The sequence below is a fragment of the Paraburkholderia sp. 22098 genome (assembly GCF_052045935.1).
Classification (GTDB): Bacteria; Pseudomonadota; Gammaproteobacteria; order Burkholderiales; family Burkholderiaceae; genus Paraburkholderia; species Paraburkholderia caledonica.
On the sequence record NZ_JBQEPV010000011.1, the window covers coordinates 166,149 to 189,141 of the forward strand.

Annotated in this window: 16 protein-coding genes; 10 read left to right on the forward strand and 6 right to left on the reverse strand. The window is 62.6% G+C overall.

Annotation, left to right across the window (positions count from 1 at the left end):
- The first annotated feature begins 43 nt into the window (after positions 1 to 43).
- Together ACTJLB_RS23240 and ACTJLB_RS23245 are read left to right on the forward strand one after the other, a co-directional pair.
- Entirely contained in the window at positions 44 to 955 is a 912-nt protein-coding gene (locus ACTJLB_RS23240; RefSeq protein ID WP_408487168.1) for a 2-hydroxy-3-oxopropionate reductase, read from the forward strand.
- Positions 956 to 1,261: 306 nt separating this feature from the next.
- Entirely contained in the window at positions 1,262 to 3,175 is a 1,914-nt protein-coding gene (locus ACTJLB_RS23245) for a glycoside hydrolase family 28 protein (protein ID WP_440784616.1), read from the forward strand.
- A gap of 85 nt (positions 3,176 to 3,260) precedes the next feature.
- Here ACTJLB_RS23245 and ilvD read toward each other — a convergent pair whose 3' ends face one another.
- The 3 genes from ilvD to ACTJLB_RS23260 form a co-directional block, all read right to left on the reverse strand.
- Positions 3,261 to 5,120 (reverse strand): dihydroxy-acid dehydratase, encoded by a 1,860-nt coding sequence (ilvD, locus tag ACTJLB_RS23250; RefSeq protein WP_408487103.1) that lies wholly within the window; start codon positions 5,118 to 5,120, stop codon positions 3,261 to 3,263.
- 342 nt (positions 5,121 to 5,462) lie between these two features.
- Complete coding sequence (locus ACTJLB_RS23255; protein WP_440784583.1) at positions 5,463 to 6,761, reverse strand: MFS transporter; 1,299 nt, start codon at positions 6,759 to 6,761, stop codon at positions 5,463 to 5,465.
- A gap of 26 nt (positions 6,762 to 6,787) precedes the next feature.
- Positions 6,788 to 7,642, reverse strand: a complete 855-nt coding sequence (locus ACTJLB_RS23260; RefSeq protein WP_440784584.1) for an NAD-dependent epimerase/dehydratase family protein — start codon at positions 7,640 to 7,642, stop codon at positions 6,788 to 6,790.
- 590 nt (positions 7,643 to 8,232) lie between these two features.
- Here ACTJLB_RS23260 and ACTJLB_RS23265 point away from each other — a divergent pair.
- The 4 genes from ACTJLB_RS23265 to ACTJLB_RS23280 all read left to right on the forward strand — a co-directional run bounded on the left by ACTJLB_RS23265 (position 8,233) and on the right by ACTJLB_RS23280 (position 11,901).
- On the forward strand, positions 8,233 to 9,645 hold the full coding sequence (locus ACTJLB_RS23265; RefSeq protein ID WP_131317612.1) for a cytochrome ubiquinol oxidase subunit I: 1,413 nt from the start codon (positions 8,233 to 8,235) through the stop codon (positions 9,643 to 9,645).
- A 24-nt stretch (positions 9,646 to 9,669) separates the two neighbouring features.
- Positions 9,670 to 10,674: a cytochrome d ubiquinol oxidase subunit II gene (gene cydB, locus ACTJLB_RS23270; protein WP_020070324.1), complete on the forward strand. Its 1,005-nt coding sequence runs from the start codon at positions 9,670 to 9,672 to the stop codon at positions 10,672 to 10,674.
- The gene (locus ACTJLB_RS23275) at positions 10,649 to 10,801 is read left to right on the forward strand and encodes a hypothetical protein (RefSeq protein ID WP_020070323.1); all 153 of its coding nucleotides are present in this window, start codon (positions 10,649 to 10,651) and stop codon (positions 10,799 to 10,801) included. Before cydB ends, ACTJLB_RS23275 begins: the two co-directional genes overlap by 26 nt.
- A 338-nt stretch (positions 10,802 to 11,139) precedes the next feature.
- Positions 11,140 to 11,901, forward strand: coding sequence for a response regulator transcription factor (locus tag ACTJLB_RS23280; RefSeq protein ID WP_131317616.1), 762 nt, complete (start codon positions 11,140 to 11,142; stop codon positions 11,899 to 11,901).
- 162 nt (positions 11,902 to 12,063) lie between these two features.
- On the opposite strand, the gene ACTJLB_RS23285 is transcribed toward ACTJLB_RS23280, so the two are convergent.
- On the reverse strand, positions 12,064 to 14,001 hold the full coding sequence (locus tag ACTJLB_RS23285; protein WP_440784585.1) for an ATP-binding response regulator: 1,938 nt from the start codon (positions 13,999 to 14,001) through the stop codon (positions 12,064 to 12,066).
- Between the two features lie 340 nt (positions 14,002 to 14,341).
- Between ACTJLB_RS23285 and ACTJLB_RS23290 the strand changes: the two genes are divergently transcribed.
- Entirely contained in the window at positions 14,342 to 15,133 is a 792-nt protein-coding gene (locus tag ACTJLB_RS23290; RefSeq protein WP_087754502.1) for a hypothetical protein, read from the forward strand.
- A 193-nt stretch (positions 15,134 to 15,326) separates the two neighbouring features.
- The gene (locus tag ACTJLB_RS23295; protein ID WP_440784586.1) at positions 15,327 to 18,737 is read left to right on the forward strand and encodes an alpha/beta fold hydrolase; all 3,411 of its coding nucleotides are present in this window, start codon (positions 15,327 to 15,329) and stop codon (positions 18,735 to 18,737) included.
- A 9-nt stretch (positions 18,738 to 18,746) separates the two neighbouring features.
- Here the strand turns inward: ACTJLB_RS23295 and ACTJLB_RS23300 are convergent, their stop codons facing one another.
- On the reverse strand, positions 18,747 to 20,180 hold the full coding sequence (locus tag ACTJLB_RS23300; protein WP_440784587.1) for an FAD-binding oxidoreductase: 1,434 nt from the start codon (positions 20,178 to 20,180) through the stop codon (positions 18,747 to 18,749).
- A gap of 28 nt (positions 20,181 to 20,208) precedes the next feature.
- Positions 20,209 to 21,183, reverse strand: a complete 975-nt coding sequence (locus ACTJLB_RS23305; RefSeq protein WP_440784588.1) for an isopenicillin N synthase family dioxygenase — start codon at positions 21,181 to 21,183, stop codon at positions 20,209 to 20,211.
- A gap of 226 nt (positions 21,184 to 21,409) precedes the next feature.
- Here ACTJLB_RS23305 and ACTJLB_RS23310 point away from each other — a divergent pair, with 226 nt between their 5' ends.
- Positions 21,410 to 22,237, forward strand: coding sequence for a transporter substrate-binding domain-containing protein (locus ACTJLB_RS23310; RefSeq protein ID WP_204523431.1), 828 nt, complete (start codon positions 21,410 to 21,412; stop codon positions 22,235 to 22,237).
- Between the two features lie 90 nt (positions 22,238 to 22,327).
- Entirely contained in the window at positions 22,328 to 22,978 is a 651-nt protein-coding gene (locus ACTJLB_RS23315) for an amino acid ABC transporter permease (RefSeq protein WP_020070315.1), read from the forward strand.
- Positions 22,979 to 22,993: the final 15 nt, after the last annotated feature.

A 22,993-nucleotide genomic window follows, 5' to 3' on the forward strand; every position in this document is an offset into this window, starting at 1 on the left:
GGGCGCTAAGCGCACAGTACCCGGCACAGGCGTGGCCGCCTTGATATCTCCGGAGCATTCCATGCAAAAAGCAGGCTTTATCGGACTCGGCATCATGGGCAAGCCCATGGCTGCCAATCTTCTCAAGAACGGCGTCACGCTCGCTGCCTTCACGCGCAGCGGCGTGCCCGACGATCTCACCCAAGCCGGCGCGCAGGCTTGCGACAGCCCCGCCGCCGTCGCCGCACAGGCGGACGTGATCTTCATCATGGTGCCGGACACGCCGGACGTCGAGCGCGTGCTGTTCGGCGAAAACGGGCTGGCGAGCGGCTTGCGCGCCGGACAGACAGTGGTCGACATGAGTTCGATTTCGCCGATGGCCACCCGCGACTTCGCCGCTCGCGTACGTGAAACCGGCGCGGACTATCTCGACGCTCCGGTGTCGGGTGGCGAAGTCGGTGCGAAGGCGGGTTCGCTCACCATCATGGTGGGCGGCGAGCAGGCCACCTTCGACAGCGTAAAGCCGTTGTTCGACATGATGGGCAAAAACGTCACGCTAATCGGCGCGGTCGGCGCCGGACAGGTATGCAAAGTCGCCAATCAGGTGATCGTGGCGGCCACTATCGAGGCAGTCGGCGAGGCGCTGCTCCTCGCGTCGAAAGCCGGCGTGGACCCGGCTCGCGTGCGAGAGGCCCTGATGGGCGGCTTCGCGTCGTCGCGCATTCTCGAAGTACACGGCGAGCGTATGACCAAACGCACGTTCGACCCCGGCTTCCGCATCGAACTGCATCAGAAAGATTTGAATCTCGCGCTTCAGACCGCGCAGACACTCGGTGTCTCGTTGCCGAATACGGCTACCTGTCAGGCACTTTTCAACGCATGCGTCGCGCACGGCGGCAAGGCGTGGGACCACTCCGCGATGGTGCGCGCGCTCGAAGTGCTCGCCAATCACGAGATCGGCCAGCAAACAACCTGATCCGCCACGCGTATCCAGTCGCGCCGCTTTCTCCGTTCAATCCGACGAACGGGCAAAGCGGCGCGTATTGCGTTTCAACTCATCGCAAGCAGACAAAATCCCTTCGTTTCTTTCATTTGTTAAGGATGACTGATGGAATTCAAGCGGTCGAGATGAACCGCGTACTTTCGAGCATCGACGACTATTTACAACGCCCTCAAGGGCATGGAGACATTCGTGGCAACTCAATATAAAAGCGGCAGCAAAGGGGCGACATCGGCAAACTCCGGTCGCGCCGAGCCGGCTTCGCCGGGGCGCCGGGCTTTCATGGTGTTCGCCGGGACCTCGGCGGGCGCAACGCTCGTCGGCGGCCTGTCCGCATGCGGCGGCTCGGGCAGTTCGGGCCTGACACCGGAAGATCCGATCTGGGGCAGTGCCGGCGCGGCGACGCAAATCATCGCGTCGCTCGCCGGCGTCACGCAGTCGATGTTCCCGTCGCGTGACTTTGTCGTCACGCAATACGGCGCACAGCCTTGCGCCGTTGTCGCCGCGACCAATCCGTACACGGGTTCTTCTTCTCCCGCGAGCCCCGGCTCGAACCAGACTCACGCGCCGTCGTCATTCGACTCGCGGCCCGCGTTTCTCGCTGCGATTCAGGCCTGCAACGCGGCTGGCGGCGGACGCGTCGTGGTGCCCTCCGGTACCTGGTATTGCGCCGGGCCGATCGTGCTGCTCAGCAACGTCAACTTTCACCTGAGCGCGAATTGCACGATCTATTTCAGCCCAAATCCGGCGGACTATGCGAAGGACGGCCCGGTAGACTGCGGTGCGAACGGCAAACTCTTTTACAGCCGCTGGCAGGCCAATGATTGCCTGAACTACGGCTCACCGGTGTACGCCCGCAATCAGACCAACATCGCGTTGACCGGCGAAGATGCAACCTCGGTTCTGAACGGCCAGGCCATGACGCCCTTCTCCGGTTCGGGCAACACTGCCACATGCTGGTGGACATTCAAGGGTTCGAATGGCGCCTACGGTTGCGTAAGCTCGTCAACGCCTTCGCAGGTATATCGGAATCCGAACAATGTGGACCTCCGGACCGCCGCACCAGGCATTTCCGACGCGCTCTACGCACAGCTGACGAGTCCGACGACGCCATGGCAACAGGATCAGAACTACTTGCCCGCTCTCTCGGAAGCCGGCGTTCCGATTGCAAAGCGCATCTTCGGCATCGGCCACTATCTGCGCCCGTGCATGGTCGAGTTCATTGGCTGCACGAATGTGTTGATGGAGAACTATTGCACCAATAACACGCCGTTCTGGCAGCATCATCCAACCGCTTGCAAGAACGTGGTGATTCGCGGCGTCACGACCAACAGTATCGGCCCGAATAACGACGGCTTCGATCCGGACGCGTGCAATAACGTGCTCTGCGACAACGTCACGTTCAATACGGGCGACGACTGCATCGCGATCAAGTCGGGCAAGGATCTCGACACGCAATACGGTCCCGCGCAGAACCATGTCATCCAGAACTGCACGATGAATAGCGGTCACGGCGGCATTACGCTCGGCAGTGAAATGGGCGGCGGCGTGCAGAACATTTACGCGCGCAATCTGCAAATGTTGAACCAGAACTGGGCGACCAATCCGCTGAACATCGCGATCCGCATCAAGACGAACATGAATCGCGGCGGCTTCGTGAAAAACTTCTATGTCGACAAGGTGACGCTGCCTAACGGCGTCGCACTGAAAGGCGGCGGCTACGGCAGCGCGCTGCTCGCGGGCAGCCCGATCAACGGCACGGTGCCGCTCGGCGTGGTCACCGCGAGCGCGGCGAATCCGTCAGCGGCTCAAGGCGGTCTCATCACATTCGACTGCGACTACCAGCCCGCCAACGACGCGATTCGGACTCGGCCTGCTGTCGTGCAGAACGTCAACATATCGAACGTGCAGGCGAGCAACGTGACCTTCGGCGGCGTCACCGGTTCGTGCTTCCAGGCGATCGTCGCACAAGGTCCGGTTGCGTTCGACTACAACGGACCCACGCCCGCGCCGACGATCCCGCCGATCACAGGCGTCACCATCTCGAACTGCAACCTGGGCACGGCGGTTTGCGCGGGACCGGCCACGTCGACCACGCCCGGGCCGATCTATGCGTACAACGTCAACGGCATCACGTTGAAGAACGTCGTCATCGGCTCGACGACGTACAACACGAATGTGACTGACCTGCGTTAGAAGGCGAGCGCGGCGGGCTTAAAAAAAAACCGCTCGGATGAGTGGTTTTTTTTAAAACGAAAACAACCCGCAGCCGCTATCGCAATCAGTCTTCCAGCAACGATAAATCGCGCACTGCGCCTTTGTCGGCCGACATGACCAGCTTCGCGTAGGCCTTCAGCGCCGCCGACACCTTGCGCGGACGCGGCTTGGCAGGCTTCCAGCCCTTCGCGTCCTGCTCGTCGCGGCGGCTTGCCAGTTCGGCGTCCGACAACAGCACGTTGATCGTACGGTTCGGAATATCGATGCGGATCTTGTCGCCATCGCGCACGAGGCCGATCGCGCCGCCTGCTGCCGCTTCCGGCGAGCAATGGCCGATCGACAGGCCCGAAGTGCCGCCGGAGAAGCGGCCGTCTGTCAGCAGCGCGCACGCTTTGCCAAGACCCTGCGACTTGATATAGCTCGTCGGATAAAGCATTTCCTGCATGCCCGGGCCGCCCTTCGGACCTTCGTAGCGCACGATCACGACGTCGCCCGCCTTGACCTTGCCCGCGAGAATATTTTCCACCGCTTCGTCCTGCGATTCGGTGACGTGAGCCGTGCCCTCGAACACCAGAATACTTTCGTCGACGCCGGCGGTCTTCACCACGCAGCCGTCGAGCGCGATGTTGCCCGTCAGCACCGCAAGGCCGCCTTCCTTCGAGAACGCGTGCTCGTAAGAGCGGATACAACCTTCGGCGCGGTCGAGATCGAGACTGGGCCAGCGCGTGTTCTGGCTGAACGCTACCTGCGTCGGAACGCCGGCCGGGCCCGCCATGTAGAAGGTCCTGACGGCCTCGTCCTCGGTGCGCACAATATCCCACTGATCCAGCGCGTCTTTCAGCGTGGGCGCGTGCACCGTGGGCACGTCCGTGTGCAGCTTGCCGGCGCGGTCCAGCTCGCCGAGAATCGCCATGATGCCGCCTGCGCGGTGCACGTCCTCAATGTGGTACTTGTTCGTATTGGGCGCCACTTTGCACAGCTGCGGCACGATGCGCGACAGACGGTCGATGTCCGTCATCGTGAAGTCGATCTCGGCTTCGCGCGCGATTGCCAGCAGGTGCAAGATCGTGTTGGTGGAACCGCCCATCGCGATATCGAGCGTCATGGCGTTTTCGAACGCCTTGAAGCCGACCGCACGGGGCAGCACGCTCGCCTCTTCCTGCTCGTAGTACTGGCGGGCCAGTTCCACGATGCGGCGGCCGGCGCGCTTGAAGAGCTGCTCGCGGTCCGCGTGTGTCGCGACCACGGTGCCGTTGCCGGGCAACGACAAGCCGAGCGCCTCGGTCAGGCAGTTCATCGAGTTAGCCGTGAACATACCCGAGCACGAGCCGCAGGTCGGGCAGGCGGAGCGTTCGACTTCGGCCACGTCGGCGTCGGAATAGGCTTTGTCGGCGGCAATCACCATCGCGTCAACGAGGTCGAGCTTCTTGAACTCGATCGTGCCGGTCTTCGGATTGGCGAGGCGCGTCTTGCCGGCTTCCATCGGGCCGCCCGACACGAAGATCACGGGAATGTTCAGGCGCATGGCGGCCATCAGCATGCCGGGCGTGATCTTGTCGCAGTTCGAGATGCACACCATCGCGTCGGCGCAGTGCGCATTGACCATGTATTCGACCGAATCCGCGATGATGTCGCGGCTCGGCAGCGAATACAGCATGCCGTCGTGGCCCATCGCAATGCCGTCATCGACGGCGATGGTGTTGAATTCCTTGGCTACGCCGCCTGCGGCTTCGATCTCGCGTGCGACGAGCTGGCCGAGGTCTTTCAGGTGCACGTGTCCGGGCACGAACTGGGTGAACGAATTGACCACCGCAATAATCGGCTTCGAGAAGTCTTCGTCTTTCATGCCGGTGGCGCGCCACAAGGAGCGCGCTCCAGCCATGTTGCGACCGGCGGTGGAGGTTTTGGAACGGTATGCGGGCATCGTGGTGGTTGAATGAATATCGCTTGAAAGAAGCGGGCCAAGGGAGTGAAGGCCCCTCGAGCGCCCGTGCGAACAACCTTTTGAGCCGCGCCCCGGGCAAAGCTCACGATTATCCCACAGGCCCCGGCTGCGTGCGGCTCACGCGGGCGGTCTTACGGTCATCGCACTGAAAATCGCCGTGATGCGGGAAAGGCGGTTCATAAAGAAAAGCGGCGCACGAAGGCGCCGCTTTGCGTTGCTACTGAGGCTGGAACGTCGCGCCCGCTCGTGGCCGACTTGTCGCCGCTTATTTAACGCCGCGGACTTGTCCCCGCTTACTTGTCGCCACTTACTTGTCGCCACTTACTTCGCGGTGACCGCACCGCCAGGCTGGGACCAACGCGGCTCCGCCGTTCTGTCCGCGCTTTTCGCGAGCAGACACACCACGGCGGCCGCGATAATGTCGAACACGGCCAGCACGACGAAGAGCGGACTGTAGCCGACCTGCGTGACGAGGACACCGAACAACGCGGTGAACGCCGCAGCGCCGAGATAGCCGGCCATGCCGCCCATGCCCGTTGCGGTAGCCACTTCGTTCTTGCCGAACATGTCGGACGTGATCGCATACAGCGCGCCGGACAACGTTTGGTGCGCGAAGCCGCCGACGCACAGCAGCGCAACCGCCACGTACGGACTCGCAACGAGGCCCACGCACGCCGGTCCGATCATGCACAGCGCGCCGACCACGAACACCATTTTGCGCGACGTGAACAGCGAGACTTTCGCGTACTTATGAAACAGCGGGCTCAGATAGCCGCCGAGCACGCAGCCGATATCCGCTGCGAGAAACGGCATCCATGCATACAGCGCTATTTCCTTCAGATTCATGTGACGCTCGGTCATCATGTACAGCGGAATCCACGCGTTGAATGTCTGCCATGCCGGTTCCGACAGAATGCGCGGAATGCCGATCGCGCAGAAGTCGCGGCTGCGCAGCATGGCCGACCAGCTGCGCTTGGGAGCGCCCGCGTCGCTGTGCTTCGCCTCCTGGCCGCTGAGGATATAGTCGCGCTCCCCGTCGCCGAGCAGTTTCTGATTGCGCGGATGCTTGTACAGCACCATCCACACGACGCTCCAGATAATGCCCGCTACACCGACGATCACGAACGCCAGTTGCCACTGGCCGTGCAGCAGCGCCCACACCACGAGCGGCGGCGCCAGCAACGCACCGATCGACGAACCGATGTTGAACCAGCCGATCGCAACCGAGCGCTCCTTTGCCGGGAACCACTCGCTGGTGGCCTTTACGCCGGCCGGAATGCCAGCCGCTTCGGCAATGCCGAGCAGGCCGCGGAAAAATGCGAGGCTGCGCCATCCGGTCGACCACGCCGCCGCCGCGCAGGCGAGGGACCACGCCAGCGCGAACGCGGCGAAACCGATTTTGGTGCCGACCGTATCGAGCAGGAAACCCGCAACCGGCTGCATGAATGCATAGCAAAGCTGCCACGCGACGACCACGTGAGCGTATTGCTCGGTCGTGATGTGCAGATCTTTCATCAACGTCGGCGCGGCCACCGACAGCGTATTGCGCGCGAGATAGTTGATGATGAGCCCGGCCGCGACCAGACTGACCATCCACCAACGGATGCCCTTGATCTTCATTGCTGCGTCTCCTAATACCTGATCGTTCAGGACGGCCGCGCGGCCGAAGCGGCTGCATCGCCTGCGCCGCTCTCCGCGTCGTTCTCCGCGTCGTCGCGCGAATAGTCGATGCCGACAAACCCGCCGCCCTGGAAGCGCTGACCCAATGCGTCGAGCGGATTGGGTCGTGCGAGAACCTCGTCGGCATAGTCTTCGGCGTTCTGCTTCGGCATGTAGCCGAGACGCTCGGCGCCGCTGTTGTCCCACCAGCTGCGCGTATTGGCCGACACGCCCCACACCGTGATGAAGCCCAGGTCTTCTGCTTCGATGCAGCGGTCGAGGAAATGCATCAGGTCCGCGTGACCGAACCAGGTGCTCAGATGGCGCGGCTCCGTCGGACGCTCGAGACAACTGCCGATGCGCACGCACACGCTTTCGATGCCGTGCTTGTCCCAGTACATGCGTGCGAGCGCTTCGCCCCACACCTTGCTCAGCCCATAGAAGCCGTCCGGGCGCAGTTCGCAATCGAGGCTCAGGCGCTCCGTCACCGGGTACATGCCGATCGCGTGATTCGAACTCGCGAACACGATCCGCTTGACGCCGTGCCGGCGCGCGCCCTCGTAGACCTCGACGAGACCGCGCAGATTGTTTTCGATGATCTCGGGCAGCGGACGCTCCACGCTGGTCCCGGCAAAGTGGATCAACACGTCGACGCCGTCGAGCAGCCGATCGACGACAGCCGGATCGCGCAGGTCGCCGTGCATCACATCCTCGCCTTCGACGAGAGGCGTCAGCGGCTTCGAGCCCGCCGCCGAACGCAACGGCGTGCCGCGCGCAATGAACGCGGCGCGCACGACCGAGCCAAGCTGGCCTCCGGCGCCACTCAGGGCAATCTTCTTCATAGGGGTTCCTTTACTGCACCGGCTCGCGAGCGGCGGGAATAACTCCACACCTCGGCTTGGGTGAGATCGGTTACTGCTCGATCTAGTTGTACGATGACGTACTATCTCTGATGCGGAAGAGGAATTCAATTAGGCATTTACCCTGATAAAAACGCTGCTTTCAAAGCTTTCTCTCAGATAGATTCAGCTGTAAACCGTTTAATCTTCATGCGATGTCGTATAACTCCTGATGGATGTCGCATTGGCTTCTGGTACAACGACATACTGAACGGGGCCGAGGCATCCGAAGCGCCTGGTCCGCAGGAGCACCGCGTGCGGATAGCTTTGCTGCGACGCGGTCGATTGCCGCAGTTTCGCGTCACCTCGCTTAATCACCGCAAAACTGACAATAAGAAAAAGCTGATATGCGTCAATGGCTTGCAGCATAAGAACCGCGCCGACCCACAAAACAACGCGGTTTTTTGACGCACGTCGCGGCGCAGCATAAATCCCGCGCTTCCCCTAATCTTCGGCCATCTGCGAAACGCAGTGCGCACCGACACCGGTCGACGCGCGTAGTCCGCCCACGCGGCATCACGCACTTCACGATCATGAACTCCGCAATATCGGCATTCGACCTCGCCCGCATCCAGTTTGCGTTCACCGTCTCTTTCCATATCGTCTTTCCGGCGCTGAGCATTGGCCTCGCGAGCTTTATCGCCGTGCTCGAATGGCGCTGGCTGAAAACCGGCAAGGCGTACTACAAGGACCTGTGCCTCTTCTGGTCGAAGATTTTCGCCGTCGCCTTCGGCATGGGCGTGGTGTCCGGCGTCGTGATGAGCTATCAGTTCGGCACCAACTGGTCGGGCTTTTCCAGTTTCGCCGGCCCAGTCACCGGACCTCTGTTGATGTACGAGGTCATGACCGCGTTTTTCCTCGAAGCCGGCTTCCTCGGCATCATGTTGTTCGGCTGGCAGCGCGTGAGTCCGCGCGCACACTTCGGCGCGACGCTGATGGTCGCCATCGGCACGCTGATCTCCACGTTCTGGATTCTCGCGTCCAATAGCTGGATGCAGACGCCGCAAGGATTCGAAGTCGTGAACGGCCGTGTGGTGCCGCTCGACTGGTTCAAGATCATCTTCAATCCGTCGTTCCCGTACCGGCTCGCGCATATGGCGCTCGCGGCGTTTATCGTCGCCGGGCTCGTCGTGGCGGCGGTGGGCGCGTGGCATCTGCTGCGCGGACGGCGCGACCCCGCCGTCAAGAAGATGTTCTCGATGGCGCTGTGGCTGCTGCTGATTCTCACGCCGATCCAGGCGTTCGTCGGCGATCAGCATGGCTTGAACACGCGCGAATATCAGCCGGCCAAGATCGCTGCGATCGAAGGCCTCTGGGACACCGAAAAAGGCGGCACGGCGCTGAACCTGTTCGGCATCCCCGATATGCAGGCGGAGACCACGCGCTATGCAGTGTCGATCCCACACCTGGGCAGCCTGATTCTCACGCATAGCTGGGACGGCGAAATACGCGGCCTGAAGGAATTCCCGCCGCAAGACCGGCCGAACTCGACAGTGGTGTTCTGGAGCTTCCGGATCATGGCCGGGCTGGGCGTGCTGATGATCGTCATGTCGGTCGCCGCGTGGGTGTTGCGCCGTCGCGGGCGTCTGTTCGAGTCTAAGTGGTTCCAGCGCGTCGCGGTGGCGATGGGTCCGAGCGGTTTCATCACGCTGCTGGCCGGCTGGGTCACGACTGAAGCCGGCCGTCAGCCATGGGTCGTCTATGGCGTGATGCGCACGTCGCAAGCCGTGTCGCCGCTCACCGCGCAACAGGTCGGCATTTCGCTGATGGCGTTCGTGGTCGTCTACTTCCTCGTATTCGGTACGGGCATCTATTACATGCTCAAGCTGATGCGTTCGGGCCCGGCGCTTCCTGGGCACACGCCGCACGGCGTGCCTGGGCAGACGCCAAACCAGACCGCGCGCCGCCCTTTCTCTGCCGCCGATCAGATGATCGACGCCGCCTAACCCTGATCGCCTGCGAGTAACAAAATGGACGTAACCGTGGTGTGGGCCGCAATCATCGCGCTGGGCCTTTTCATGTATGTCGTGCTGGACGGCTTCGATCTGGGCATCGGCATTGTCTTTCCGTTCTTCCCCGAGGAAAGCGAACGCGACCTGATGATGAACACCGTCGCACCGGTCTGGGACGGCAACGAAACCTGGCTCGTGCTCGGCGGGGCCGCACTCTTCGCCGTGTTCCCGATGGTGTATTCCACCGTATTGTCAGCGCTGTATTTGCCGCTCATCTTCATGCTCGTGTGCCTGATCTTTCGCGGCGTGTCCTTCGAGATTCGCGCGAAGGCGAACCGCACGAAGCATATGTGGGACCTCGCGTTCATCGGCGGGTCGGCGGGTGCAACGTTTTTCCAGGGCGTCGTGCTCGGGGCATTTCTGCAAGGCATTCCGGTGATCGACGGCGCTTATGCCGGCGACGCCTTCGGCTGGCTCACCCCGTTCAGCCTGCTGACGGGCCTCGGGCTCATCGTCACGTATGCATTGCTGGGCTGCTGCTGGCTCATCGCGAAAACGGAGGGCGACCTGCAGCGCCGCCTGCATCGCGTGGTGTGGCCGCTGACGGTGGTGCTGCTCGGTTTCATCGCGATGGTGAGCCTGTGGACGCCGCTGCAAGACCCGAACATCGCGCAGCGCTGGTTCCACGACGGTCTCTTCTATCGGCTACTGCCTGTTCCCTTCATGGTCGCGGCCTGCGCGGTCCTGATGCGACGGGCGGTGCGGGAGCGGCATCACAACACGCCGTTCGTCCTCGCGTTACTGCTCGTGCTGCTCGGTTATGCCGGACTGCTGGTGAGCTTGTGGCCGTATGCGATACCGTCGAGCGTGACGCTGTGGGACGCGGCCGCGCCGCGCTCCAGCCAGACCTTCACGCTGGTCGGCGCAGCGGTGATTCTGCCGATCATCATCGCGTACACGACGATGGGTTACTGGGTATTTCGAGGCAAGGTGCGTCATGGCGACCAACATCACTATCACTAACTCCGCGCGCAAGCTGCCGGGCTGGCTCTGGTTCATCGCGCTATGGTGCCTCGGCGTGGGCTCGGCCATGTCGCTTGGCTTCGCCTTCAAGCTTCTGATGAATGCGACGCTGTTTGCCGTGAAATGACGGCTCGCCGCGCGAGCGCTCGTACGGTTTATCCGGCTCGCATAAGCTTTCGCATCGGGCCGCCGCGGCTTCAAAAACGACGCGCACGGCTCGTCTACGTAGCAAGCCGGAACTAATGCGCGAGTGAGACCTGCCTGGATCAGGCATAGATAAAAACGTGGCGCCGGCGATGCCACCAGCAGAGAATGGGGCGGCGAGCCGCAAGGCCCGCCGCCCCACACCGATCGGCTTATGATCACGGGGTAGCCGGCAATGATGCGATTCACGACAACAGAAGTAAAACAAGACCCAGCAACAGCGGTAGTCCACAACGCGCAAGCCCGACTCGTGGAGACATCATGAAGTTTCTTGTGGCGGACGACCATGAATTGATCCGGCAAGGCGTCAAGGGCATGCTCCGCGGACTCGACGCCGACGCCCAGTTCGACGAAGCCGATACCTGGGAAACACTCGCCGCCGCGGCGCGGCCCGACGCCGATCACGATCTCGCAATCGTCGATCTGCATATGCCGGGCATGAGCGGCGCGTCGTCGCTCGAAATACTGCTGAAGGCAAATCCGGCTCTCCCGGTAGTCGTACTTTCCGCCGAAGAGTCGCCGGACGAGATGCGTGCGGTGCTGGCCGCCGGCGCGCTCGGCTTCGTGCCCAAGCGGCAGCCCGCCAGCGTCATGTTGAAGGCGATCGAGCTGGTGCTGTCGGGCGGCGCATATGTGCCGATGGAAGCGCTCAGCCTGCTTGGCTCACGCGACGCCCAATCCGCGGACTCATGCGCGGAGCGCGCCGGTGCTGGATCGTCGCAGCAGGCAGCGCCGGGCGGCGCCGGCCAGAGCACGGCGACGCTGACCGAACCGATCGCACAGTTGCAGGCGTTGCAGCCGCATCAGCAGCATCTGCTCGAGAACCTGTCGCCGCGTCAGCAGGAAATCATGCGGCTCGTGCATCGCGGCTGGACCAACAAGATGATTGCACGCGAACTCGGCGTGGCCGAGGGCACCGTCAAGGTGCATCTATCGGTGATCTTCCGGGCGCTCGGTGTGCACAACCGGTCGATGGCAATCGCGGTGATCAACGGCTGGCTCGAAGCGGGGAAAACGCTGTAGCGGCGGTGGTCGGCAGTGCGATGTGCTTGCGTTTATGAACTCCCGCGGGCACGTCGTGACGCAGATCCGCTTTTGCTCGTGCTTGCCCGTGCTTGCCTGCGCCCATTCTTGACCCTGGCGCCGCGCTGCTGCGAAAACCCGCGACCTCCCTGCTATCGCCGCCTACCCTTCCTGTTGCGATGCGCTCTGCGGACGATGCCGCACTTCGACACCCGCCCTGCCTTGCGGCATGATCGCCCGCGCGCCGCCAGTCTCTTCGCTCAGCACGGTCCCTTCACCGCCTGCATCGACGCTGTGGCCCGCAGGCGATTCGGAAGCGGCGCCCTGATGGCCCTTGTCGAGTTCCGCCTGTTGCCACAGCATTTCCAGCGTGCGGCGCAAACGCGCCGCCGTGACCGGCTTGTGCAAGACCGGAATGCCTTGCAACGCGAGCGCAGCCAGTTCGGCCGACGCCATGTCGCCAGTAATCAGCAGCGTCACCACACCTTCGTGGCCTGCGTGCGCGAGCATGCTGCGCACTGCCGTGAGCGCCTGCGCGCCGGTCCTGTGATTGGCCAGCTGGTAATCGCATAGCACCGCGTCAGGCACGAAACCGTCCGCCAGCGCGGCCAGCGCAGCGGCTTCGTCGCGTGCGCCGCGCACCGTGCAGCCCCAGCGCCCGAGCAGCGCGGAAAGGCCTTCGAGAATCGACGGTTCGTCGTCGATGCACAGCACCTGCCGCCCTTGCGCCGACGGTCCGCACGCCCCCGCTTCGTTCAGGCTCGCGACGATTGCGCTGGCGTCGCCCTCCTGCACCGGGAAGCGGAACACCGAACCGCGGCCCGGCGCCGAGCGCAACTGCAACTCGCCGCCCAGCATGCCGACCAGTCGCTTGACCGTCGGCAGCCCGAGGCCATGACCCTGACGCGCGTCGCGCTGCGGGTTCGCGACCTGATAGAACTCTTCGAAGATGCGTTCGTGCTCTTCAGCAGAAATGCCGATGCCCGAATCGCGCACCTCGATATAGCCGCCCGTGGTTCGCCCCGCGCGCCGGACACCGAGCCAGATCGCGCCTTCCTCGGTATAGCGCACGGCGTTCGACAGCAGATTGCTCAGCACGCGTTCGAGCAGCACCGGATCGTCCTGGACCACCATCGACGTTGGTGCAATTCGCAGTGCGAGCCCTTTCGCCGCCGCCTGCGGTCGATACTGGCTGCCGACGCGCTCGAACAACTCGGAGAGCCGGAAATGCAGACGGATCACCTGCGTGACGCCGCTCTCAAGCCGCGCGAGATCGAGCACCTGGTTGAACAGCTGATTGAGCGCTTCGACGTTATAGACAATGTGCTCGGCGGTCTTCGCATGCTGCGCGGGCGTCGCCGCCGGATCGTTGAGCGACGCCGCGAGCAGGCCGATCGCGTGCAGCGGCTGACGCAGATCGTGGCTCGCTGCAGCAAAAAATCGCGTTTTCGCGAGACTGGCCTCTTCGGCGACATGCTTTTGCAGCGCAAGCGATTCCGCGAGGTACTGCTGATCGACGCGCGCCTGCACTACCTGCTGGAAGAGCTTCCGGTAGCTGAGCGCATACACGTTGATCGCGCAGAAGAAGAACGCGAGCACGATGGCAAGAATCGTGCGGTCGAACGTATGCGTGCCGAAGTGCAGCAGGATCGACGGGAACAGCAGGAACGGAATGGCGGTGGCGAAATTGAGCATGTCGAAACCGTTCGACATGAACACGCCCGCTGCCAGCGTGACGAGCATCACCGTGTGCAAGAGCGGCAAATCGCTCTGCGGACTCTGGAACGCGAACCAGATGGCGATTCCAGGCGCGCTGTAAAGCAGCACGCCGCGCACCGCATGCAGATTGATCCAGCCGCGCGGCGAAACGAGATGCGGATAACGCCGGTTGCAGATCCACAGCGCGAGGCCCGCACAATTGGCCGCCGCATAGAACCCGAAGCAGGCGATGAAAAGCGGCGGCGAGGGGATGGCCGGCCAGTAAATGGCAACCAGCACCGCGATCGAAAACCAGTGCGAGAAGAACGCGATCGGATCTTGCGCGTACAGCACGCGCACCAGGTCTTCGTCGATTGCACGCTGGATCGGGTCAGCCCGCATCGCGCGGTCTCCTTGTGGGCACGGCAAATTCGGTGATGTGGCGCGAAAGCCCGGCGCTCGCATGAAGCGCGGCCCGGCGTGTTGCGCAAGAGCTTGCACGGTCTACGGCAATGCAGCGGCGAGGCGCAACCGCTTTCTCATCAGACGAATGAGGGGCGCCCTGTCGGATGGTTTACCCGGCAGTTTACCCATCAGCTACGACTTAATCCATATATGCGAAGCCGTCGGCGGCGACCATACTGCTTTCACAACATAGCGCGGCCCAAACAGTTCCATCGTCGATTCTTCGCCTGCAGTCGAGGCTCACCGCGCTTCTCGCCTTACCCTAATGGAGGCTTTCATGGGCGCAGTTCCGAGCCACGAGTTCGTCCGCAATCTCGACGATGCGATCCTGCCCGATCTATGGCGCCGCCGTACCCAGCTGTCCGCCGACGAGATGGTGTCGATGGTCGAGCTGGTCAAGCGGGCCCTGCGCACGTATCACCCGCTAGAATTGCAGGCGCTCGGCGAAGACAAGGAAGAACTGGTCGCGCAGTTCATTTATTCCAAGGTGTTGCGCCTCGCGCCCGGCCACACGGAAACGCATGCCTGCGCGGACAGCGCGCCGTCCAACGGCTACGCGTTGTGCGCGTACTTTCGCCGCTATCTGATCGACTGCCTGCGCAGCGCCGGCCATCAACGCAACGTGTCGATGGAAACCGACGGCATGGCGCAGGAAATCGATCTGCACGCCCAGGCATTGGAAGACCCCGTGCAAAGCGTGCTGCTGCAGTATGGTCTCAACGAGCAAAGGGTGCGGCTCGCAGCTCGCGCATTTATCGAAAGCCTCGACGAGCCCGAGCGCATCGTGCTGGCCGGCAGCCTTGGCTGGTGCTCGGAAGGCAAAGGCGGTTTGTCTGCGGTTGCGGCCCAGCATCGTGTGCCCTCGTATCACTATCGCGCCGTCAAACTCGGCGTCACCATGAAAAAGACGGCCACCGCCGACGATTTTTCCAACACGAAGATCGGCCGCTGGCTCACCGACGTGCTGGGCATCGAAATAGACGTCGACAATCGCGGCGCCATTCTGCTTGCGCTCAACCTGCTTGCGGCAGAATCGAACGACAGCGAAATGAATGAAGTAGCCGCGTAACAGCGCAAATGCATCAGCGCCACGCAGAAGGCAAAAACCGGGGGCGGCATCAACACCGCGTAGCGCATCGCTTCGATGCGCCTTTTTTTGTCATCCCGCACCGCCTACGATAAAAAAACCGCGAGAGCGCGCCGTCTTCGTTGCGCAGCCCGGATCCGTTTCCCAGCATCGATTCCTGACGAGGTGGTCCAGTATGAACCGCTTATCGAGCGCCATGACGGCGATGAAATCGCACTACGAAGTCGTCGTGATCGGTTCGGGTTACGGCGGCGCCATTGCCGCAAGCCGCATGGCGCGCGCGGGTCGCAGCGTGTGCGTGCTCGAACGCGGGCGCGAATTCATGGCCGGCGAGTTCCCGCGCACGCCGTTTCAGGGCGCCGAGCAGGTGCAATACAACACGGCGCTCGCGCAAATCGGCTCGCCGCTCGCGCTGCTCGAAGTGCATGTGAACGACGACGTCAACGCCGTGGTCGGCTGCGGCCTCGGCGGTACTTCGCTGATCAACGCCAATGTCGCGTTGAAGGCCGATCCGCGCCTGTGGGACGACCCGCGCTGGCCCGCCGCGTTGCGCGCCGATCAGGCCGGACGGGACAAAGGTTATCAGCGTGCGTGGGACATGCTCGAACCGTCGCCCGTCCCGGCGCGCTTCCGCAAATTGCCGAAACTGGTTGCGCTCGAAAAATCCGCCGAGGCGCTCGGCATGGCAGACCGCTTCAGCACGCCGCCCGTGACCGTTACCTTCGAGGACCGCACCAACGCGGCCGGCGTCCCGCAGAAAGCGTGCATCGGTTGCGGCGACTGCAATTCTGGCTGCAACTACGACGCCAAGAATTCCACGCACATGAACTATCTGCCCGATGCCGTCGCGCACGGCGCGCAGATTTTCACGGGAGCCGCGGTGCATTCGGTCGTGCGCAATGCAGACACGCAGAAGTGGCAAGTCGCCTACCAGCTCGTGCGCCTCGGCCGCGAGAGCTACGATGCGCCGGACCTGTTCGTCACCGCCGACATCGTGATCGTGTCGGCGGGAACAATCGGCTCGAGCGCGTTGCTCCTGCGTTCGCGCAACGAAGGCTTGAGCGTGTCCGCCATGCTCGGCCAGCGCTTCACGGGCAACGGCGACGTGCTCGCCTTCGCGTACAACACCGACGACGTGATCAACGGCGTCGGCTGGGGCGCGCATGTCGATCGTGACATACCTCCGGTTGGCCCGACTATTACTGGGCTGATCGATCATCGCAATACCGCGGACGTCAAAGACGGCTTCGTGATCGAGGAAGGTTCGCTCGCCGGGCCGATCGGCGCGGCGCTCGTCGGCATGCTAGGCGCCGCTGCACCGCTCTCGGGCGTGGACGTTTCGGGGCCGCGTACGATAGAACAGCAGCTTGCTTACGACGCACGGGTCGTCGAAGGGTTGCTGCACGGACCCTATCGCGGCGCGCTCAATCACACGCAAAGCTACCTCGTGATGGCGCATGACGACGAAAGCGGCCAGATCAGCGTGAATGAAAAGGGACGGCCACGCATCGCATGGGAAAACGCGGGCAAGCAGACCATTTTCGCAACCGTCGAGGACACGCTAAAGAAAGCGACGGTTCCGCTCGGCGGCAAATACCTGCGCGATCCGATTTCGAACGACATTTTCGGCAATCGGACCGTGACCGTGCATCCGCTTGGCGGCTGCCCGATGGGCGAGGACGCGGAACATGGCGTGGTCGATCATCTGGGCCGCGTTTTTAGCGGCAAAGCCGGCACCGGCGTACACGAGGGCCTCTACGTGATGGACGGCGCGGTCATGCCCCTGTCGCTCGGCGTGAATCCGCTGTGGACGATCTCCGCGCTCGCCGAGCGCAATTGCGCGCTGCTGGCGGCATCGCGCGGCTGGACGATCGACTACGATTCGAAAGGCACCGCCGGCACGCCACCCGCTCAGAAGATCGGACTGCGTTTCACCGAAACCATGGTCGGCCACTACACGCCGACTGGCGCGAACGAGGCCGCCGCAAGCCCCATGGCGTTCACGCTCACCGTCGAATCCGACGACCTCGCCGATATGCTTGGCAATCCCGATCATATGGCGAGAACCGCCGGCACGCTGACCTGCCCTGCTCTGTCCGCGCAGCCAATGACGATCACCGAGGGCACCTTCAATCTCTTCGTGGCCGACCCGAATGACGTTGACGAGCGCAACATGAACTATCGAATGACGCTCAATTCGGCAGAAGGCAAGACCTGGTATCTGAGCGGGCAAAAGATCATTACACGTACGTCGCCGCTCGAGTTGTGGGAGCAGACGAACACGCTGTATGCACAGGTTCGCGACGCGCCGTCGATCGACGCGCCGCCTGTCGGCAGCGCGAAGCTGGTCATCACGCCGGAAAACTTCCTGAAACAGCAACGCACGCTCGAAGTCACCAATGCGCCCGATCTGATAACGCGTCTCGAATGGACGTTGAAGTTCGGCAAATTCTTCGCTGGCGTGCTGTTCAGCGAATATGGCGGTGTTGCTGCGCCTTTGCAGTACTACGACCCGAACGGGGCACCACGCCTGAAGCGTGCCCTTCGTGCGCCGGCGCCACAGGTGTTCTTTTTCGACACGCCGGACGGCACGCACCTGCGGCTCACGCGCTACGTCGATCCCGCGCGCAAGAACGCGCGCCCTGTGTTGCTGATTCACGGCTCGGGCGTGTCGAGCCGCATCTTCTCGACGGATCTGGTCGGCACCAACCTCGTCGAATATCTGTGCGCCGCGGGGTACGACGTCTGGCTCGTGGATCTTCGCGTGAGCATTGAAATGCCGAGCGTGCTCGTACCGACGAACGTCGATAAGGTCGCGCTCGAAGATATTCCCGCTGCTGTTGCAAAGATTCGCGAAGTGACGGGCGCAGCGGATATCCAGGCGCTAGGCCACTGCATGGGCGGCCTCGCGTTGAGCATGTCGCTGATGGCGGGACTCGAAGGCGTGCGCTCTGCCGTGATATCGCAGGTAGCCGCGCATCCGGTGCCCGGCCGGCTCGGCAGGATCAAGGCCGGGCTGCATATTCCCGACATCATGCAGCACCTCGGCGTGACCGACCTCACCGCCTACACAAAGGACGAAAGGTGGCCGCACAATCTGTTCGACGAAGCACTGCGGCTCTACCCGGTCGATCACGACGAGGGCTGCGGCAACCCGATCTGTCATCGCGCGACTTTCATGTACGGCCTGTTGTACGAACACGCGCAGGTGAGCGAGACACTTCATTCGAATCTGCAGGAACTGCTCGGCGTACATGACGTCGGCGTGTTCAAGCATCTCGCCGCCATGGTGCGTGCGGGCAACGTCGTCAACGCCGACGGAGACGACGTTTATCTGAAAGGCGCGCGCGGCATGAAAGGCCTGGAGGGCATGCGGATTCCGATCGGCTTCATTCACGGTGACTGCAACGAAACGTATGTGCCGCAAAGCACCGCGCTCACCTACGAAATGCTCATCGATGCGTTTCCCGAGCAGCCTTATGAGCGGTATCTGATCCCGGGTTACGGACACATCGACTGCATCTTCGGCAAGAACGCGGCAGTCGATGTGTATCCGACTATTGCGCGCTATCTGAACGCGCACTAAAGCCGCATTTCAGAACAGCTTGCCTGGATTGAGAATGCCGTGAGGGTCGAGCGCATGCTTGATTGCTGCCATGGCTGCGAGTTCGGCAGGCGAGCGCGAGATGGGCAGAAACTCGCGCTTGAGCAAACCGATTCCATGTTCAGCCGACACGGAACCGTGCAGCGGCCCGAGCATTTCATAAACGAACGCGTACACGGCGTGATGATCGACGCCCGGGATCGAATGGCCGTCGACGGTGACATGCAAATTCGAATCGCCGATGTGCCCGAAGAAATAGGACTCGTTGCCGGGCCACCGTTCGTTCAGGGCCGCGCGGCAGCGTTCTACAAAGTCGCCGATCACGCTGATCGGCAGGCTCACGTCGAAATTGATCGCGTCGAGCCGCACTGGAAATTCGGCGGTGCATTCGCGAATTGCCCATAGCGCACGCGCGTCTGCCATGGATTGCGCAATCACCGCATCGCGGATCGCGCCTTGCTCGAGCGCGTCGGTGAGCGCAGCGGAAAAGCGCTCGCCGTTGTCGCTTGCATCGAAACTCGCGTGTTCGATCAGCGCGTAGAGCGGATGCGATCCGTTGAACGGCGAACGGGCGCCCGTCAGCTTGACGCCGAATTCGTAGAAGTCCGGCCACATGATTTCGAATGCGCCGATGTCGTTGCCGAAACTCGTCGACAGACGCCGAAGCAGATTGACGGCCGCATCATAGCCGTCGAGTGCGACGAGCGCCGTGTGACGCGCGGCGCGCTGCGGATGAAGCCGCAGCACCGCGCGCGTGATGATGCCGAGCGTGCCTTCGGAGCCGATGAACCAGTGCTTGAGGTCATAGCCGGTGTTGTTCTTGACCATCTTGCCAAGCGAGGTCAGCACGTCGCCATTGGCGAGCACGACTTCGAGACCCAGCACCTGGTCGCGCGCGGTCCCCGACTGGATCACGCGATTGCCGCCTGCATTCGTTGCAAGATTGCCGCCGATCTGGCATGAGCCGCGCGCGCCGAGATCGAGCGCGAGTTCAAAGCCCGCCTGCGCCGCCGCCTCCTGTGCGGTTTGCAAGGTAGTACCGGCGCGTACGGTCAGCGTGGCGGAAGCCGCGTCGATTTCCTCGATGCCGGTCAAGCGTTCCAGCGACAACGCGATGTCGGTGGCGCGCGCAATCGCTCCGCCGGCGAGGCCCGTCATACCGCCCTGCGGCACCACTGGCTGACAGGCGGCATGGCAAATGGCGAGCGCACGTGCGACGTCCTCGGTGCTGCGCGGCAGCAGCAATGCGGCCGGCCGGGTCGGAGCGTGACGCGTCCAGTCGGTCAGCGCGCGCTCGCCGATCTCGTCGCCCACGCGCACCGCCTCGTCGCCGAGCGCGGCACGCAGCGCGTCGAGCGTTGCGCCAAGCGGTGCAGTGAGCGCAGCCGTGCTGAGCGGCGGGTTCGCGTTGCTGTTGTCGGTCATGCAAGTGTTCCTTCGGTTACCTGTTTGCTTATGTCGTTTGAGCAGCGTGCTTTTTCCGATAGCCCATTGAATCGTTGATGCGCCCGAGAATATAGTCGCCCGCGGCCACCGGCTGATACTTCGAATGGTCCGCGCTCGCGCCCAGATCGCGCGGATCGACGATTGCACCGTAGGTCGGATCGTAGAACGTCGCGATCGAATAACGCTCACGCCCGGACGCATTGATCACGCGATGAAGCGTCGAGCGAAACCGGTCGTCGGTCCAGCGCGCAAGCAGATCGCCGACGTTGACGACGAAGCTGCCCTCCACAGGCGGCGCGTCGATCCACGTATCGTTAGCGATTTCGCGCACCTGCAAGCCACCCACCTGGTCCTGCCACAAAAGTGTGATGCAGCCGTAATCGGTATGCGGCGCCACACCGAACTGATCCTCGTCCGACTGAGGCGGCTGCGGCGGATAGTAGACCATCTGCGTGCGCTGCATCCGCTTCGTATAACGCGGCGCGAAAAAATGTTCGTCGACGCCAAGGCTGACCGCCACCGCGCGCAGCAGATCGGCGCCGCATGCGCCTACCGCCTCGTAGTAGCCGTACAACGCGGGACGCAGCTCGGGCATGAACTCCGGCCAGTTGTTCGGTCCGCGTAGCGCCTGGCCCGCGAGCACATCCGGGTCGTCTTCGGGCAGTTCGAGTCCGATGCTGAAGAACTCTTTGTAATCGGGCCGTTTTGCCTGGTACATGGTCGCGTCGCCAAGCGCATTGAAACCGCGATGCCGATGGTTGACCGCCGCGCGCCGTTTAATCTCGGGTGGAAAAGCGAAGAACGTGCGCGCCGCCTGTGCCGCCGCGTCGATTGTCGCTTGCGGCACGCCGTGATTGACGATGTAGAAGAACCCGATCGTCGTGCACGCTTCGCTAATTTCGCGCGCCACGCGCTGCAACGCATGCGGGTCGCCCGCGCCCACGCCGGCAAAGTCAATGAGTGGAATACGGGTCACAGGCATCGCGTTGCTCCGTAAGAGGACCGGCCGGACCGGCGGGTCGCCAGGTCATTGCAGTGGTATATACCGCCAAAAGCGTGCTCGCAAGTGAACGCGCGGCTCTTCCTATAAGGGCTTTTCTCTACTGGCGGGTTTATTTATTTCGCGCAAATACTGCGGTATATACTGCCTCGCATGACTTGCGCCGAACCGCTTTGTGCGGTCCTCGCTTTGCCAACCGGAGAATCTCATGAGCATCCTTTCAGGCTGGAAGTGTCGTTTGGTCGTGCTGGCATTGTGCGCCGCAAGTGTTGCCGCTCATGCGGAAGACCAGCTCGCCAAAGTGAAGAAGGCCGGTGAACTCGTGGTTGGCACCGAGATGCAGTTCGCACCTTTCGACTTCCTCGAAAACGGTCAACAGGCCGGTTTCAACAAGGATCTGTTCGCCGAGGTTGGCAAGGAACTCGGCGTGAAGGTGCGCTTTATCGACTTGCCGTGGCCGAGCGTGCTGCCCGGCCTCGAAGCGGGCAAGTTCGATATGGTAGGCGGCCCACTCACCGTCACCAAGGCGCGCATGGAACGCTACACATACACGCTGCCGGTTGCAGACGCCACCGACGCGCTCCTCAAGCGCGCGAACGACACCGCGCTCAAGCAATCGTCGGACATCGCGGGCAAGACCGTGGGCGCCGGCAAGGGTTCGGCTCAACTCGATCAGCTGAAGGCATATGTCGCCACGTTGCCGAAGCCGCCTGAAATCCGCGAATACGTCGACAACAATCAGGCGTATGCCGACCTCGCCGCCGGCCGCATTGCCGCGGTGGCGAATTCAATGACCAACATTGCCTACGTCGCCAAACAGCGTCCTGAAACCTTCGCAGTTGTGCAGCCGCCGTTCGGCGCGAAAGTGTACTTTGCTTACTGCCTGCGCAAAGACGCCGACAGCAAGCCGCTCGCAGACGCGTTCAATGCGGCGCTCGTGAAAATGCACAACGACGGACGGCTCGCGACTTTGCAGAAGAAGTGGTTCGGCGTTGCAATGGACGCCCCCACGACCATGCCCGCGCCGAACTATTGAGTTCGTTCCAGAAGCACGTTGCACGCATACTCAGCGCACGCTAGTGCCTGTTTAATGCGTACCTAACGCACATTGGCGAGGTCGACGCCCATGTTCAGCACGACCGTCTTCGTTCAGGGCATGCCGCTCCTGCTGCACGCGGCGCTTGCCACCATCGGCGTTTCGCTGACGGGCCTTTTCATCGGCTTTTTCGTCGCGGTCGGCGTGTGCGCAGCGCGCCTGTCGCCGAATCGCGCCGCGCGCAGATTCGGCGGTGCGTATGTGTTCTTCTTTCGAGGCGTGCCGATGCTCGTGCAATTGCTGCTGGTGTATTACCTGCTGCCGTTCGCAGGCATCAACGTATCGCCGCTCGTCGCCGCGATCAGCGCGGTGTCGCTGTGCTCGGCCTCGTACATTGCCGAAATTCTGCGCGGCGGTTTTCTCAGCATACCGCCGGGTCATATAGAAGCTGCACGCATGCTCGGCCTCTCGCCGTTCGACACGCTTCGGCGCATTCTCGTGCCCCAGGCGTTTCGCCTGACGCTACCGTCGCTCGTCAATGAAATGGTGCTGCTGATCAAGGCTTCGTCGCTGATTTCGGTTGTCGGTGTCGCAGAGTTGACCCGCACCGCGCAGAACATCGCCGCGAGTACTTACAGACCGCTCGAGGCATATCTTGCCGCCGGACTTATTTACTTCGTGATTTGCGGTGCGCTCGCGCTGATCGCGCATGCCGCCGAGTTCCGTCTGAAGCACGCCTGATCGGCCCGGAGCCTT

Coding starts and splice junctions, on each gene's coding strand:
- ACTJLB_RS23310 (WP_204523431.1), top strand. CDS start 21,410: ATGAGCATCCTTTCAGGCTGGAAGTGTCGTTTGGTCGTGCTGGCATTG.
- ACTJLB_RS23280 (WP_131317616.1), top strand. CDS start 11,140: ATGAAGTTTCTTGTGGCGGACGACCATGAATTGATCCGGCAAGGCGTC.
- ACTJLB_RS23300 (WP_440784587.1), bottom strand. CDS start 20,180: ATGACCGACAACAGCAACGCGAACCCGCCGCTCAGCACGGCTGCGCTC.
- ACTJLB_RS23315 (WP_020070315.1), top strand. CDS start 22,328: ATGTTCAGCACGACCGTCTTCGTTCAGGGCATGCCGCTCCTGCTGCAC.
- ilvD (WP_408487103.1), bottom strand. CDS start 5,120: ATGCCCGCATACCGTTCCAAAACCTCCACCGCCGGTCGCAACATGGCT.
- ACTJLB_RS23245 (WP_440784616.1), top strand. CDS start 1,262: ATGGTGTTCGCCGGGACCTCGGCGGGCGCAACGCTCGTCGGCGGCCTG.
- ACTJLB_RS23275 (WP_020070323.1), top strand. CDS start 10,649: ATGGCGACCAACATCACTATCACTAACTCCGCGCGCAAGCTGCCGGGC.
- ACTJLB_RS23265 (WP_131317612.1), top strand. CDS start 8,233: ATGAACTCCGCAATATCGGCATTCGACCTCGCCCGCATCCAGTTTGCG.
- cydB (WP_020070324.1), top strand. CDS start 9,670: ATGGACGTAACCGTGGTGTGGGCCGCAATCATCGCGCTGGGCCTTTTC.
- ACTJLB_RS23295 (WP_440784586.1), top strand. CDS start 15,327: ATGAACCGCTTATCGAGCGCCATGACGGCGATGAAATCGCACTACGAA.
- ACTJLB_RS23260 (WP_440784584.1), bottom strand. CDS start 7,642: ATGAAGAAGATTGCCCTGAGTGGCGCCGGAGGCCAGCTTGGCTCGGTC.
- ACTJLB_RS23290 (WP_087754502.1), top strand. CDS start 14,342: ATGGGCGCAGTTCCGAGCCACGAGTTCGTCCGCAATCTCGACGATGCG.
- ACTJLB_RS23305 (WP_440784588.1), bottom strand. CDS start 21,183: ATGCCTGTGACCCGTATTCCACTCATTGACTTTGCCGGCGTGGGCGCG.
- ACTJLB_RS23255 (WP_440784583.1), bottom strand. CDS start 6,761: ATGAAGATCAAGGGCATCCGTTGGTGGATGGTCAGTCTGGTCGCGGCC.
- ACTJLB_RS23285 (WP_440784585.1), bottom strand. CDS start 14,001: ATGCGGGCTGACCCGATCCAGCGTGCAATCGACGAAGACCTGGTGCGC.